The organism is Gilliamella sp. B2889 (genome assembly GCF_026536885.1).
GTDB classification, from domain to species: Bacteria; Pseudomonadota; Gammaproteobacteria; order Enterobacterales; family Orbaceae; genus Gilliamella; species Gilliamella apicola_E.
This window is the reverse complement of sequence record NZ_JAFNNF010000003.1, coordinates 126,712-142,431: the sequence shown is the minus strand read 5'-3', so window position 1 is coordinate 142,431 and position 15,720 is coordinate 126,712. Positions and strand designations below refer to the sequence as shown.

Annotated in this window: 13 protein-coding genes, 1 tRNA gene and 1 pseudogene; 6 read left to right on the top strand and 9 right to left on the bottom strand. The window is 34.1% G+C overall.

What is annotated here, in order from left to right; genetic code table 11:
* Nucleotides 1-141 carry a 50S ribosomal protein L34 gene (gene rpmH, locus J3U09_RS05685; protein WP_025314679.1) on the bottom strand — a complete coding sequence of 47 codons (141 nt, stop codon included), beginning with the start codon at nt 139-141 and terminating at the stop codon, nt 1-3.
* A gap of 148 nt (nt 142-289) precedes the next feature.
* The gene (epmB, locus tag J3U09_RS05680; RefSeq protein ID WP_267357489.1) at nt 290-1,315 is read right to left on the bottom strand and encodes an EF-P beta-lysylation protein EpmB; all 1,026 of its coding nucleotides are present in this window, start codon (nt 1,313-1,315) and stop codon (nt 290-292) included.
* A 32-nt stretch (nt 1,316-1,347) separates the two neighbouring features.
* Here epmB and efp point away from each other — a divergent pair, with 32 nt between their 5' ends.
* Nucleotides 1,348-1,914: an elongation factor P gene (gene efp / locus J3U09_RS05675; protein ID WP_034882790.1), complete on the top strand. Its 567-nt coding sequence runs from the start codon at nt 1,348-1,350 to the stop codon at nt 1,912-1,914.
* Nucleotides 1,915-2,075: 161 nt separating this feature from the next.
* Here the strand turns inward: efp and trmL are convergent, their stop codons facing one another.
* The 4 genes from trmL to thiI form a co-directional block, all read right to left on the bottom strand.
* Nucleotides 2,076-2,561 carry a tRNA (uridine(34)/cytosine(34)/5-carboxymethylaminomethyluridine(34)-2'-O)-methyltransferase TrmL gene (gene trmL, locus J3U09_RS05670; protein WP_141673912.1) on the bottom strand — a complete coding sequence of 162 codons (486 nt, stop codon included), beginning with the start codon at nt 2,559-2,561 and terminating at the stop codon, nt 2,076-2,078.
* 18 nt (nt 2,562-2,579) lie between these two features.
* Complete coding sequence (gene cpxA, locus J3U09_RS05665; RefSeq protein WP_141677497.1) at nt 2,580-3,953, bottom strand: envelope stress sensor histidine kinase CpxA; 1,374 nt, start codon at nt 3,951-3,953, stop codon at nt 2,580-2,582.
* A 31-nt stretch (nt 3,954-3,984) separates the two neighbouring features.
* Nucleotides 3,985-4,704 carry a response regulator gene (locus J3U09_RS05660; protein WP_065562357.1) on the bottom strand — a complete coding sequence of 240 codons (720 nt, stop codon included), beginning with the start codon at nt 4,702-4,704 and terminating at the stop codon, nt 3,985-3,987.
* 126 nt (nt 4,705-4,830) lie between these two features.
* Complete coding sequence (gene thiI, locus J3U09_RS05655) at nt 4,831-6,279, bottom strand: tRNA uracil 4-sulfurtransferase ThiI (protein ID WP_267357487.1); 1,449 nt, start codon at nt 6,277-6,279, stop codon at nt 4,831-4,833.
* Between the two features lie 175 nt (nt 6,280-6,454).
* On the opposite strand from thiI, the gene secG reads away from it, so the two are divergent.
* The 5 genes and pseudogenes from secG to J3U09_RS05630 all read left to right on the top strand — a co-directional run bounded on the left by secG (nt 6,455) and on the right by J3U09_RS05630 (nt 8,782).
* Nucleotides 6,455-6,835, top strand: coding sequence for a preprotein translocase subunit SecG (gene secG / locus J3U09_RS05650; RefSeq protein ID WP_324170054.1), 381 nt, complete (start codon nt 6,455-6,457; stop codon nt 6,833-6,835).
* A 7-nt stretch (nt 6,836-6,842) separates the two neighbouring features.
* A tRNA-Leu gene (locus J3U09_RS05645) sits at nt 6,843-6,928 on the top strand.
* Between the two features lie 298 nt (nt 6,929-7,226).
* Nucleotides 7,227-7,451: pseudogene (locus tag J3U09_RS05640) on the top strand (primase-like DNA-binding domain-containing protein); the annotation flags it as partial.
* Between the two features lie 89 nt (nt 7,452-7,540).
* Complete coding sequence (locus J3U09_RS05635) at nt 7,541-7,936, top strand: hypothetical protein (protein WP_267357486.1); 396 nt, start codon at nt 7,541-7,543, stop codon at nt 7,934-7,936.
* 405 nt (nt 7,937-8,341) lie between these two features.
* Nucleotides 8,342-8,782, top strand: coding sequence for a hypothetical protein (locus J3U09_RS05630; RefSeq protein WP_267357484.1), 441 nt, complete (start codon nt 8,342-8,344; stop codon nt 8,780-8,782).
* Between the two features lie 364 nt (nt 8,783-9,146).
* Here the strand turns inward: J3U09_RS05630 and mukB are convergent, their stop codons facing one another.
* The 3 genes from mukB to mukF are packed head-to-tail and all read right to left on the bottom strand — an operon-like array spanning nt 9,147 to nt 15,659.
* Nucleotides 9,147-13,565, bottom strand: coding sequence for a chromosome partition protein MukB (gene mukB / locus J3U09_RS05625; protein ID WP_416380047.1), 4,419 nt, complete (start codon nt 13,563-13,565; stop codon nt 9,147-9,149).
* Between the two features lie 2 nt (nt 13,566-13,567).
* Nucleotides 13,568-14,293, bottom strand: a complete 726-nt coding sequence (gene mukE, locus J3U09_RS05620; protein ID WP_065562474.1) for a chromosome partition protein MukE — start codon at nt 14,291-14,293, stop codon at nt 13,568-13,570.
* A gap of 43 nt (nt 14,294-14,336) precedes the next feature.
* Entirely contained in the window at nt 14,337-15,659 is a 1,323-nt protein-coding gene (gene mukF / locus J3U09_RS05615) for a chromosome partition protein MukF (protein WP_065562362.1), read from the bottom strand.
* Between the last annotated feature and the right edge of the window lie 61 nt (nt 15,660-15,720).

Here is a 15,720-nt window from a genome sequence, read left to right as displayed (position 1 = left end):
TTAGCTAGCAACAGTTAAACGAACACGGCCTTTAGCGCGACGGCGAGCAAGAACTTGACGACCGTTTTTAGTAGCCATACGAGCACGGAAACCGTGAGTTCTATTGCGTTTTAATACTGATGGTTGAAATGTGCGTTTCATGACGATTTATATCCAAATCTAATTTATCAACAAGTTGTAGAGTATAAACTCCACAGCATTAATTAAAGAGGTCCGAATTATAGAGTCTATTTTATTTTTCGTCAACGGGATTTTGAAACATAAATTGTAAGGACCTTTTCAAATTTCATTAATCACTAATAGCTAAAACTCGCTTACTTGCTTCGCCACCAACTTCACGCGCTAATTTTGGAACTAAATAACCTGATAGTTTTTTTGTCAATTGCCGCATGATTTTTTTGGCCTCATCATCATCGACTAAAAAATGAGCCGCACCTTGTACTTTATCTAATAAATGGATGTAATAAGGTAAAATACCAATTGAAAATAACTTATTACTTAACTTCGCTAGCACATCAGCATCATCATTAATATTTTTTAATAAAACACTCTGATTTAGTACTGTTACCTCACTTTTCTTTAAATCTTTGATGGCATGAGCTACATTATTATCAATTTCATTCGGATGATTAATATGGGTAACTAACACAACTTGTAAACGTGTTTTTGCAAATAATCGACACAACTCAGAAGTAATACGATTAGGTATCACCACCGCTAAACGACTATGAATACGTAAACGCTTAATATGACGAAATTTCTCTAATTCAGCTATTAAAAAAGCTATTTCATGATCTTTTGCCATTAAAGGATCGCCCCCCGAAAGAATAATTTCATCAAGTTCGGTATGCTGTGCAATATACTCTAATGCGATACTAATATTCTTTTTGTTACTTTGATTATCATGATAAGGAAAATGTCGCCTAAAACAATAACGGCAATTAATCGCACAAGCAGTTTTAGTCATTAATAATGCGCGATTATGATATTTATGTAGTAATCCTGGAATATTGTTATGTTGCTCATCAAGAGGATCTTTAGTAAAACCCTGTACGTTTATTAATTCCTGTTCATCACAAAGTACTTGAAGCAGTAAAGGATCTTGAGGATCACCTTTTTTCATTCGATTTATAAAAGCCATAGGCACACGAAGTGGGAATTGCTTTCTTGCCTGTAACATGGGTAAAGAAATTTCCATAGAATCTAAATCCAGACAATGATAAAGCTTTTTGATATCTGTCACTACATTAGCGAGATCAAAAATCCACTCATCTTTATTTGGTTGTTCAACATTTTGCTGTATAATATGGCTCATTTTTGTAATTCAGAATGATAGTTGGAGCTTTTATGGCATCTTATAGTACTAATGAGTTTAAAGCTGGTCTTAAAATAATGCAAGATGGCGAGCCGTGTGTAATTGTTGAAAATGAATTTTACAAGCCAGGTAAAGGACAAGCAATTAACCGTGTAAAAATTAAAAAATTACTTTCTGGTAAAACTGTTGATAAAACATTTAAATCAGGAGAATCTGTTGAAGCGGCTGATGTCGTTGATATGAACTTAACTTATCTTTATACCGATGGTGAGTTTTGGCATTTTATGAATAATGATACATTTGAACAACTTTCTGCTGATGCAAAAGCTGTAGGTGACAATGCTAAATGGTTAGTCGATCAAGCGGAATGTATTTTAACCTTATGGAATGGTCAACCAATTGCTGTTACTCCACCAAACTTTGTTGAATTAGAAGTTATTGAAACTGATCCAGGATTAAAAGGTGATACAGCGGGAACTGGTGGTAAACCAGCTACATTATCAACTGGTGCAGTTGTACGTGTTCCTTTATTTGTGCAAATTGGTGAAGTACTTAAAGTTGATACACGTTCAGGTGAATACGTTTCTCGCGTTAAATAGTAATTCATCAAAATAATTATTTAAATAATGAGGTCGATATGACCTCTTTTTTTTAAGTAAAAAAATTTAAGTTAAATTTTTGAGTTGAGGAACGGGGTTTTTGAGTTAAAAATCTGCAAAAATTTTTCATTTATTTGGTAATTAAAAATCAAAATTTAAATTTATTTAGCCCCGATATAATTAAGCTGTCGCCATGACTCATAAACAACTACTGCAACTGAATTAGACAGATTCATACTTCGGCTATTAGCAACCATTGGAATCCGAATTTTTCTATCTTGCGGCAATGCATCAAGAATTTTTGCTGGTAAACCTCTCGTTTCTGGGCCAAACATCAAAAAGTCAGCTGATTTATAATTTACTTCACTGTGTGGTTTTTGACCTTTTGTCGTTAAGGCATAAACTTGAGAAGCTAAATCAAGTTGGTTCTCATCTAAAAAGCACTCAATATTTTTATAACGTTTTACATCAACAAATTCTTGATAATCTAATCCTGCTCGTCTCAATTTTTTATCATCCCAATAAAATCCCATTGGCTCAATAATATGTAAATTAAAACCAGTGTTAGCACACAAACGAATGATATTACCAGTATTAGCAGGAATTTCAGGTTCAAATAAAACAATATTTAAAGATGCATCTGACACAATTATTTCTCTTAGCTGTTAATATTTTTGAAGAGGTAATACTATCACAATTCTAAGTCCACCTAAGTGGCTTTTCTCTGCTTTAACAGTGCCATTATCTCGAGTAATAGCGTTAGAAACAATGGCTAAACCTAAACCTGTGCCACCTGACTCACGATCACGAGCTTCATTAGTACGATAAAACGGTCTGAATATTTGCTCTAACTCACTATCAGCAACACCTGGCCCATCATCATCAATAGTGATAATTGCAGTTTGTTGTTGAATAACAAAATTAACATCAATTCGCTGATTTGAATAACGAAATGCATTCCTTACTACATTTTCAAGCGCGCTACATAACGCCGTTGGATAACACAAAATTGTATTATTAGTTGGGGGAGTAAGAATTGAAAATTGTTTTGAAATTTGATTAGCTTCAAAAGTCGCATTATCTAAAACATTTTTAAATAATTCATCTAACTGTTTATATTCACGAACTTCGTTATTATCATGCTGATTCCTTGCTAATGACAATAAATCACCAATCATTGAATCAAGCTTTATCGCTTCATCACTTATTCGTAAAACTTCGTTACTTTCACCTTGTTTACGACGTAGCAGTGAAGTTGCTAATTGCAATCGAGTTAATGGTGTCCGCAATTCGTGAGAAATATCAGAAAACAATTGTTGCTGTAACTCTTGCATCCTTTTCAACTCTCTAAGCATGCGGTTAAAACTTGCCCCCACTGCTTTATATTCATACGATCCAACTTTTTCGAGTTCAGGCCACTGTTGTAGATTACCTTTGGCTACTTGCTCAGCAGCCAACCGCAATCCACGTGCTGGCCTAGCAATACTCCAAGATAGCCACAACAAGAATGGTGTACTTGCCAACATGGTTAATGTCAAAAGCAAGAAAGGATGATCAAATATTAAATTAACAAATTGAGACTGAATATCCGATGCAGGTTGTAATAAAAATAATTGATAGTCTTCATTAGCATAATGAAGCAAGAAAGGACCAATAATTTCTTGGTTATCATAGATTTTCTTAGCTGGATCATCAACATCGTGGGATTTTTCACTAAAACTTTTTACTAAATCAATATTATTAGTATCTGCTGTGATAATTTGTTGATTGGGTGTAACAATAAATAATAGTTGCCCAGCCTTTTGATGATTATCCATTACAACAATGAATCTCATCCACCAACGGAAACTATCTTTAGGAATCTTGGTTAAATCTTTTTCAATTTCTTTAGCCAGTAGATTGCCACTTTCTTTATCTTTATTGGCTAAATAGGTTAAATTTCGGGAGTCTAGCTTTGGCAAGGCCATTACCAGAATAAGAAAAAAAGCAATAGTAAGTAAGAATATTGTGAAAATTCTAATTGTTAGGCGATCAAAGATCCACATATATTCTTACCATATAAAGAAATAGCTAGTTTTGTAATACATCATCATTTTGATCTACAACAAACAGATATCCTTTTGAACGTAATGTTTTAATCCATGGTAAACCATCGCTACGAGGAGGAAGTTTTTTACGCAAATTAGAAACATGAACATCAATTGAACGAGCTAAAGGTAAAAATTCTTTACCTAATACGTTTTCGCTTAAATCATCTCTTGAAATGATTTTTCCAGCATTTTCAAGAAGTTGTAATAATATTTGAAATTCAGTACCCGTTAATTCAATATATTTATCATCAAATGAGACAGATTGCTGTTTTCGATTAACGGTAAGTTTATCAATGGTATATTGAACTGACTTCTCACCAGAAGTTACAGCCATATTATCCCAACGTTTCCTACGTAATAATGCGTTGATTCGAGCAATAAGCTCCCGATCATTAAACGGCTTTAAGATATAATCATCAGCACCAAGCTCAAGCCCAATAATTTTATCAAATTCGTTATCTTTAGCTGTTAAGAAAATTACTGGAACAGTATATTTATTTCTTAGTTGAGATAATACACTTAACCCATTCATTTCTGGCATCATAATATCAAGTAAAATAAGATCAATGCTATCATCAAATTTATCTAAAGCCTGAACACCATTATTAGCTATTACGACTTCAAACCCTTCTAATTCTAATAATTCACATAACATTGAGGCAATTTCTGGATCATCATCAACTACGAGCAATTTGTTCATTACTACCCTCATTAATTAAGAAATTTATAATTTTTCTATTGGTTTTTTATTATTGTAAATTTATTTTATATTTTTAGAAATATTATATAGATAAAATGCATTAATGTCGTAAATAATTGTTAAGATTTATAGTTTAAACACTTTTATATTACTAAATCCTTGTTCAATCAGATAAAGTGCTTGTAATTTACTCATAATACCTTTCGCACAATACAATAAATATTGTTTTGATTGATCTAGATCGCCAAATTGTGTCGCCAATTTATAAAAAGGGATGAGCTTAACATCGACATTTTCAATTTCTAATGGGTTATCCTCTTGTTCCTCAGGTGAACGGATATCAATTATAATTTGATTCTCTTCTAATGTTGAAACCATATCGACTTGTGTAATTGTATTGTCAGTCTGTTTAGCAATTTCACGAATATCAATATTTTCGGCTTCTTCAACTGCTTTATCTAATATAGAGAAATCAAAATGTTGTTCTTCCTCTTCTATTTTCTCTTTCACCGCTTTTACAGTAGGATTTTTTGATATCACACCACAAAATTCTGGCATTGTCTTAGCGATATCTTCAGTACCGATTTGACGAGCAAGATTAATTATAGTTTCTTTATCATACGTTATTAGTGGACGTAAAACTAAAGTATCACTCACATTATCGATCAAACGTAAATTAGTTAAAGTTTGGCTTGATACTTGCCCCAATGCCTCGCCAGTAATCAACGCTTCAACATTATAACGTCGAGCAACCATTGAAGCAGCACGAATCATCATCCGTTTTAAAATAACGCCCATTTGCCCATCGTCAATTTTCTCAAGAATCTCACCTACTACATTCGAAAAATCAATGGCGATAAAACGAACTTTATGAGAAGAACCAAATCTCTTCCACAAATAATGAGCCATTTGTTTAACGCCAATTTCATGAGTTTTTCCACCTAAATTAAAGAAGCAATAGTGGACTCGGCAACCTCGTCGAATAAACATATAGCTCGACACACCAGAATCAAATCCGCCAGAAATAAGAGAAATAACATCTTCTTGAGTTCCTGTAGGAAAACCACCAATTCCTGCATGGCGCTCTTTAACTAATAATAGCTTATCTTTATCTATCTCAAGATTAACTGTTACATCCGGACGGGTTAATTTTACTTTAGCTGTCGAAACATGTTGATTTAGCCCACCACCAACATAACGCTCTACATCAATTGAAGTAAACTCATGCTTACCACGACGTTTTACTCTGACACAAAATGTTTTATTCTCAATTAAAGGGGCAAAATGATTAAACGCTTTTTCATATATATCATGCAGATCGACAAAACTAAGCTCCTCAACTACTAATATATGGTGAATACCAGGAATTCGAGTTAATAGTTCTAAGATTTGACTTTCACTATTAATAACTTTAGGGCGAACTTCAATAAAATCCCAATGACGAATAACGGCAACATCATCAATTGAATGTTTTAAAATATTACGAATGTTACTCGTTAATATTTTAATAAAACGTAAACGAACAGATTCACTTTTGATCGTGATTTCAGGAAAAAATTTAACTATAAATTTCATACAACAGAATTTGCGAGACTAAAAATTGCGACATTATACTTATTTTTCCCTAAAAACGTACAATTGATTATGATAAATACAGAAAATAACAAAATATACTTGCTTGTTGCTCACTCTTTCGCTAATATTTCGCATCAATAAATTCTGTTCTATAACATAAAATTGACAGGTTGAAATGTACGAACTATTAATTATAGGTTATTTAATTATCGCACTTGCGATAATCGTTTTAGTGTTAATACAGCGCGGAAAAGGCGCTGACATGGGCTCATCTTTTGGTGCAGGTGCATCTGCGACTCTATTTGGCTCATCAGGTAGTGGAAACTTCCTTACACGTACAACGACAATATTAGGTGTATTATTTTTTGCATTAAGTATTATTTTGTCCAATATTGGTAGTTCAAAAACAACTAATATCAGCGATGATTTCAAAAATATTGGCGATAATACACAGCAAAGTACAGATGACTTGAACAGTAATAGACAAGTAATTCCAACTACTGATCCAGTTATACAGCCACAGAGTATTAATCCGACTTCAGATATTCCAGAATAAAAACGGCGCCGTGGTGGTGAAATTGGTAGACACGCTATCTTGAGGGGGTAGTGCTCTAAGGGCATGCGGGTTCAAGTCCCGCCCACGGCACCAATTTAATAAACAGGAACATTCTTTAAAATCCTTTAAACCACACCAAAACCAGTATAAACAAGGCTTATAGCCTATTTTACTATTCTATAAGCATCAGTAAGATACATTTACATTCATATTTTTGGGGACTATATTAAGGACTACGTGAACATAGTCCTATAATTTCATAGTCCCAAAAGGTGAAAGTATGCCTAAAAGAATAGCTCCAATGACTGATACACAAATTTTGTAGTTATCTTGATGCGCTTGATTATCCTAATGGGATGTTTATGGGCGGTTTGGGGATGATCACCCCTTTAACCCAAGAAGATATTTGCATCATGCTTATATTGAATATATACGCAATACAGGCTTAAACAACCCTTTATCGCTCACACAATTTGGTACATCACTTAATTATGCAATGAAAGAAAACGGTAAAAATTATATCCGTAAAAGATCAAATAAAGGAATGAGTACAAACGTAGAGATTAATACCTATACTAGTCAGGATTGGCTACCAAGAGCAGAAGAACCTAGTTAGTTGTTATTATTTGTTATCATATAAATCGCTTAATTTTGGCGTTTTTTTGTTATAATTAACGAAATAAATAATAATGGCTTTTCTCTATAATGAAAAAAATAACTAGTTGTATTTTTATAATTTGTTTAATTATTCCTAATATTCTTTTTGCAGACGATAGAAATAAAAGCGTTGAACTTAGAATAAAAGTATTCAATGAACATAAAAATATTACGACTTGTATTTGGGGATATGCATCTGAACAGATTAAAAAAACTCAACATTCATCAGAACAAATCGCTTTTGAAGCTATTGTTTCTTGTGATGATGTTATAGAAAAAATGAGGCTATATAATCGAGAATACATTAAATTAGCTTATAAGGATAATCTGAGAAGTAAAGGATTGTTGTTATACAGTGCGGAGAAGCAACTTTGGGAGCAAAAACAAGCATGGATAAATAACATCCAAAATTATATTGATCTTAAAAGAAAAAATGGTGATTAATTACTAATATTGGGCTAAGTCATAAGTTCTATTTCCAACTAAAATAAAAAAGTGAATACCTAAAGTGAACACTAGTTAATAACAAATCCTAAAGTGTTAACCGCCTAAAGCCTGTTTCACTATTTTGCAAGTATCAGTAAGTTACATTTATAACCACGTTTTTAATTATATGCTTATTTATGTGAATCTTGTATAACTAAAAATTTTATAACGATAGAAAGAACCGTCAAATAAAGATAGGAATAAATCAAATCACTAGAAATACCCTTTGACTGAAATTGAAAGTCTACATAGTTATATTGATAAGGTTTGATAGAAAATGAAAATTTCATTAATGCAAAGTCTAACATATAATTGATATTGAAGAATAATTCTCATATTATTATTCAAAAACAAAAGAATGTTATGAAAAATTTTATTCTTAGCATGGTTAGTCTAATTCTATTCGGTTGTGGTGAGAGTGATAATAAAGTTCTCAAAGAATATCTTGTGGGCGATTGGCAATGCACTATGATATATAGTATAGGGCTAAATGTATCCCCAGAAGAAGAGCTTAAACATACCACTGAGCCTGAAGATTTTACAATTAAATTTAGAATATTAGATGATAAGCTTTATGAAATTAAAAATGATGGAACAAAACAAGCTATCGATGTCAACGGCTTTAACAGTACAGTAAATGAAATATGTTATGAAGCAAATTGTACTCTGAAACAATATTTAGAAATCAAGGATGACGACTCATTCAACAACATAATAACGAAACGCATAAAAAAACTCAATAATCACACAGATACTATTGATTTTAGATCTAAAATCGAAACAGTTTGTAATAGAATAAAATAAGTATCAGAAATAACACTTTATTTGCTTATAGATACTTTAATATTTATTAGTAACAAATTTTGTGCAACTATTATTAATAGATAGGATACATACACTAGTAAAAAATTTGGCCATTGGCTAATTATGCTGCATATGTTATTGTTCTGAAGTATTCATGAGATTTAAAAGATCCGCCACCCATTCACCAATTCAATATTCAGCAGCATTCTTTAAAATCCTGTAAAGCACATCAAAAAGAGTATAAATAGTTTGTAGCCTATTTTCTTATTTTAAACAAGGCAAATACCAATCATACTTTTTGATTAGATTGAACGCTACCATATATCGCCGACATAAAGTCGGCGAATTAGTTTGTTAAATTAAACTATGCAAAGCCTTTTAAACCAACCACATGAACATGTTCTTGGTTATTAATGACTTTACGTACTAATTTATACGTTGTGCCTTTTTCCGGACTGATATTTTCTGGCGCTGCAATAATAAGTTGCATTTCCAATCTTTCGCAAAGTTCAAAGAGCGTTGCAATTGATTTAGCATCAAGTCGGGCTGCTTCATCTAGGAATAATAAACGACAAGGTGATATGTCTTTATTACGCAAGCGTTTAGATTCTTCTTCCCAACTTTGAATCACCATCAATAGAATCGACATACCTGTACCGATTGCTTCACCTGTTGATAATGCACCACTTTCAGCACGTAACCAGCCATCTGCGCCACGATTAACTTCAACATCCATTTCCAGATAGTTTCGATAATCAAGCAATTCTTCACCTATATTTTGCGCAGTTCGCTGCCCCATATCAATATGAGGATTCAAGCGTTGATAAAGTTTAGCTAATGCTTCTGAGAAAGTAATACGATTATTACTAAACAGATCTTGATGCTCGTTTTGATCATCAGCTAATGCTGCTAATAACGAAGAGTGAGCTTCCCGGATACTAACATTAAGACGTACACCATTTACCTGACCAAATGCCACCGCTTGCAGACCTTGATTAAGCATACGAATACGGTTTTGCTCTCGTTGAATAGTTTTACGAATAATATTAGCCACACTTTTTGAGCTAATTGCCAATTGCTGTTCACGTGAGGTAAGTTCTTCAGTTAATCGTGATAACTCAATTTCCATTTGCTCAATAGCTTCAATTGGGTCATCCGTTTTAACAATATCTTGACGAATTCGTTCACGAAGATGTTTATAAACCGCAATATAAAATTGTATTTTACGCTCTGGTCGTTTTGGATCTTCGGATAATCTTAATACATCACGTAAATGTTCATTATCATTTACTGCTAGACGCAATGAACCGAGTGCCTTATCTGACATAGAGCGCAATTCATCAGCACTTAGATAAGCTAATTCTCGACGATGTAACCTTCGTTCAACGCTATTTTCTTTAACTAATCGTAAAACTAAACACCACCCTGCTTTCGCTTCCACAACTTGTTCACGTAATTGTTTATAATCACGTAGTGTTTGTGCTAAACGTTTTTGCATTTGTGTCATTTCGCTTTCGCACATAATAAGTTGTTTTTCAAGCGATGTGCATTGTTGGCGATTACTGTTAAGTTTTTGGTGAATTTCATCACGACGAATACGTGCTCGTTCTTCGGTTGCTGTATCTGCTTTAACACCTATTTGTTCAACCTCTTTATGCAACTCATTGAGCATGTCACGTTTAGTTTCAAATGCACTTTTTAAAGAAGCAAAAGTTTGATTATATTGATTGTATTTATCTTGGTACTGTTGCATCTGGCTACGTGCTTCAGTACGCTGTGCTTCAACTACCTCAAGTCGAGAACGTAGTTTTTCATTCAAATCACTATTTTCATTTAGCATTCCAGCCGAATCTTCATAGCTAAAATGCGCACGGCGTTGCATGACTTCGGTTAAGGCAAAAACTTGTTGACGAATAGTTTGTTGCTGAGCTTTGATAGTATTATATTGCTCACGTAGTGAATCATTCTGTTCAGGATCACTTTGTAACACAGCAATAATTGGTTCTAATTCCGAAACAGTATGACGATGACGACTCACATATTGCGCAGCTTCTTGCGCTTCAGCCACTTGTTCACGTAAATCATCAACTCGATCGGCTAAATCATTATCAGCCAATAAATGCATCTGAGCAACTAATCGATTAACTGTAGCTAGCTGCTCTTTACAAATTGCCACTTGCTGTTGGTTTTGTTTATCAATGCTTTCTTGTGCTAATAATTGGCGTTCAATTTCATTGCGTCGTGTTGTTAGTTTTTGTACTTCGGCTTCTGGATCGATATCAAAAGCTACAGATAAATATTCACCAATAAACTGCCCAACATTTTGCTCAATACGTTGCAATTTTTGAAGGTCAAACGAAATTGTTGCATAAAGTTCATGTAGCTCATCACGTTCAGCTGATAATTTCTCAAGATGTATTTCACGTGCAGCTCGACCAAACAAAGGAACTTTAGGAAAACTTGAGAAACGCCATTGACGATCACCTGTTTTAACAAGAACCGATTTATTCATCTCTTCACAATCAAATACGCTATCATCAAATGATGATGGATCACCTTCGATAAAATAGATATCTTCAGGATAATCTTCTTCACTGCTAGTAAGGCTTTCGAGTTGTGCTTTGACTAATGATAAATCCGGTACCACAATGGCTTGCCTTGACGGACCATACAATGCTGAAAAATAAGGTGCATCATCAATTGTTACATCTTCATAAATTTCAGAAAGTAAAACACCATTGAATCGTTCAGCTAAAACAGATAAACGTCCGTCATCAACACCACTTGGTTGATTAAGTTGTTCTATTTGCGTATCAAGTTGATTTCGTTTGAAGTTTATTTGATCACGCTGAGTAACTAAAGCTCGTTCCTGTTCAAGCAGTTGTTGCATATGCTGAGTAACTGATTGACTATTAGTAAAAGTTTGTTGTGTTTGTTCTTGCAATGCAATAAGTGCATCTTGAGCTTTTAACCATAATGGGGCTTTTTGACGATAGTCACTTATTTTTGTTTGTATTTGCTCAAATTCTTGCCTAAATTCAATTCGTTTTTCACTTGATTCGTTAGCAAGCTCGGCATTTTGATCCAATTGAACTTCAAGTTCTTGTTTAAATTCATCAAGTTCATCATAATTGATTTGACGACCAAAACGCTTACAGAATTGAGTTAGTAATGATTCAGCTTCTTTTTGTTCAAAAAAGCGTTGTTCTAATTCATCTAATTGTAGCTGTAAATGTTCTGCTTGCTCAGCTTGATAACATTGTGAAGGCCATTGTTTTAATGCTTCTCTAGCAGCACTCCATGCTTCACTTCGTACTACATCGCCAACCAACTTAACAACTAGTTGATACGCTCTATCAAATTGACTTATTGCAGCATCAGAAACACTAACTCTCTGTTCCAATTCTAATAATTTTTCAGTAACTTCTTTTTGTTTTTCTTGAAAAACTTCATAGTGATTTTCAACATTGCTTATACCTAATTTAGGCAATTGGCATAGTTGTTGGGCATTTTTCAGAGCTTGAATTGCTTGCTGATATTGAATAGCTCGAGTTTGTTGTACATCTAAAGCTTGTTGATAATCTGCCAATTGAGTTTTAATCTCATCAACTTCTTGTTCTGTCTGTTCAACTTGATCTCGGTAAGTTTGATAATGTTCATTTGCTTCAAATACAACTTCATTTTGCTCTTCAAGTTTTATATTAAGATCATCTAAATCTGCTTGATAGCGGTCAATTTTTTCTTGTTGACGCAAAGCAGTTTGTGCAAGATTAAGATGATCATTTGCTGCCTGAAGGTCGGTCTCTAAATCGCCTTGAGCATCTTGATATTCTTTAAGCTCTTTTGCCATCTCAACTTGCCGATACTGATTACTGATAAGCAGATCTTGCGTTTTGAACATATCTCGACGTAGTCCTAAAACGGATTCGATATGAACTCTACGCTCATTAGCATGACGCATATAATCAGCAGCCACATAGTTTGTAGATTCAGTAATGAGATGTTTGAATAAATCACGATCTGATTGTGTAACTCGAATAGCTTCAAGTGTCATCCGATTTTCACGAAGTGCTGCTTCCATATCTTGGAATGCTTTCCTAACACCACTATTTTCTGGTAATAAATAATCACGTAATGATCGGGTGATAGCACTAGAAATCCCACCATAAAGAGAAGCTTCAATTAAACGATAATATTTACTTCGATCAGATGAAGAACGTAACCTTTTAGGTAAAATACCAAAATCAAACATGACTGAATGATAATCAGTAATGGAATTAAATTGCTTAAAGATAACCCCTTCCATTGATTCAATCTTATCTTTTAATTCCGGTAAAGATAAAATTCTAGCCTGTTTTTCATTTAAGCGCTCTGTTACTAATTCTGTTGGAGTAATATTGACAGGCAAACCTTGTATTAAAAAAGGTTTAATATCAACTTTTTTATCACGACCAGCAACCTGCTGTAAACGCACACCACAAATAATCCGTTGATTACGAGAATTAATTACATCCAGCATCGAGTAACACACGCCTGGCTTTAATTTACCATGTAAACCTTTATCTCTAGAACCCGAAGTTGCTCCTGCTTCAGTTGTATTTCTAAAATGTAATAAGGTTAAATCTGGGATTAATGCAGTGACAAATGCTGCCATAGTGGTTGATTTACCAGCACCATTACCACCAGAAAGTGTGGTGACAAGCTGATCAAGCTCAAACGTTCGAGCAAAAAAACCGTTCCAATTAATTAAGGTTAATGAGTGAAATTTACCGTGTCCCATTATCATTATTCAATCTCCTCATTAACATCTTCATCATCACTATTATCATCATCTAATATAAGTGATGATTCAATTTTAATCGCTTCACCATCGCGAATCAGGCGTAATTGTGCTTCTTGAGCATCATCACTGCTACGCACATCAGCTCCAAATCGGAATATAGATTCATTAATACGAAAACGGCTACTATCATTACCTACAATAAAGAAGATCATACCAAGTCGACGTAATCGATTTAATGCAGTTTTTACTTTATCAAATAATTTTTGGCGATCTAAATCCGAGCCTGTAGAACGCTGATTGACTAGTTTCAATAATTTACTTTCATCCGCTAATGAAACAAGCTCATCAAAAAGTTCTTGTAAGGTAAAAATGCCTTCATGTGCTAATCGCTCTGGACTTAAATAGAGATAACAAAGCACTTTACCGACTAACATATCAAGTTCAGATAATACTGAACGTGGAATCAGAGTAGTTGAACGAGGACGAAGATAGAAAAATCCTTCCGGTGCGCGAATAAGCTCAACATTATAACGTTGATAAAACTGTTCAAGCTCAAGTTGGAAATCCATTAAAAAAGCATGATTATCAAGCTCATCGATACCAATATGACGACCTGACCTTAATAGACTGTCAAGTTCCGGAAATATTGGATTGGCAATAGCTTGAGCTAATTTTACCGGCATAAACTTATCTATCGACGCTTGAGAGCTTGCTGCAATACGCCCCATAACCTCATCAAGATGATGGGAAGTTTGTTCTATTTCTAAATCATTAATATCTGTTGATGACATGTGCTTGTACCTTAGCTCCATAATCGTTAATAGGTTTCCATTCGGCTGGGATACCGAGTAAATCGCCTTCGGCAACACCTAATCGAATAGCCTGATCAATAAACAATCTTGCAATATCAAAATGTTGTTCACGTGGGAACTGTGCTAAATAACTATGAATTGCATTACTCATATCAAGTGGTTTATTTTCTTGTTTAAAGATCAATAAATTTTGTTCTATATGCGAAATAATATGTTCTTGAATTTCTTCAATCATTTCAAACTCAAGCTCGGATGGTAATTCACCCGTCACTTCTGCTTCATGCAGTGCTAACTCTTCATCACGCATATCAAGTAAACGCTCAGCATTAGCAAAAGTGAGTGACCATGGTAAATCAAAATAGCTTTGAATCGATTTACGTAATCGCTGAGAAAAAACTCGATTCTTATCTAAATCGATTGCTGTACGAATAAATTTATGAACGTGTCTATCATAACCAATCCATAGGTCTATTGCTTTTTGTCCCCAGCCAATAATTCGGTCTAGTTTTCCTTGCAGATCCATAACAACATTGTTAATTTTATCAAGATCTGGATTATCTAATGTGGCATCTTGTATCAGAAGCAAACTGGCTTGTAGCTTATCACCTGCAGCTGCCAACGTATCTTGCAGCTCACGCAATGTTTGTGATGTTTCGGTAAGTAAACCTTCACAACTACTGATGGCTGCTTGCCAATCTTGACTTAACAATGCTGAAATATTTTGTTTAACTTCAGCTTGTTGTTCATCCATTACTCTCTGTGTGATATCAATACTGTCAAAAATTTCTGCAACAGAATATTTCAATGGAGCAAAAACATTTCGATGCCAATGTAAATCATCGCCACCTTCAAGGGCCGCATCTGCTGCACGCTTTAATTCTTGTGCAACAATAGAAAGCTGAATAGATAAGCGTAAAGTCGAAAATTCTCGTTGGCGTATATAGTAATCAGAAATGCCGATTCCTAGTGGAGTCAAACGGTAAATAGAATAACCATCGGTCATTTCGCTAGCAAAGCGAGTAATTAAACGTTGGCGCACTAGATCATTAATGGCATTGTTAGCTCGAACAGTAATTGTATCTTCACTTTGCTCAAAGATCTGAGAGACATGTCTAAATCCGTCAATTAATTCAGATTCAGTCATTTCGCCATCAAAGCGCTCACTGTTTAATACAGCAATTGCTAATAAAAAGGCTAATCGCTCAACAGGTAAAGCAATCGAAAAATCATTCTTTTTTGCCCAAGAGACCAGTTCTGGCACTGATTGGGAAAAATCCATCATAGTGATTCCTTAATTAAAGATGCACAATATCGCGACATCTTAAAATAATATGAGAAACACA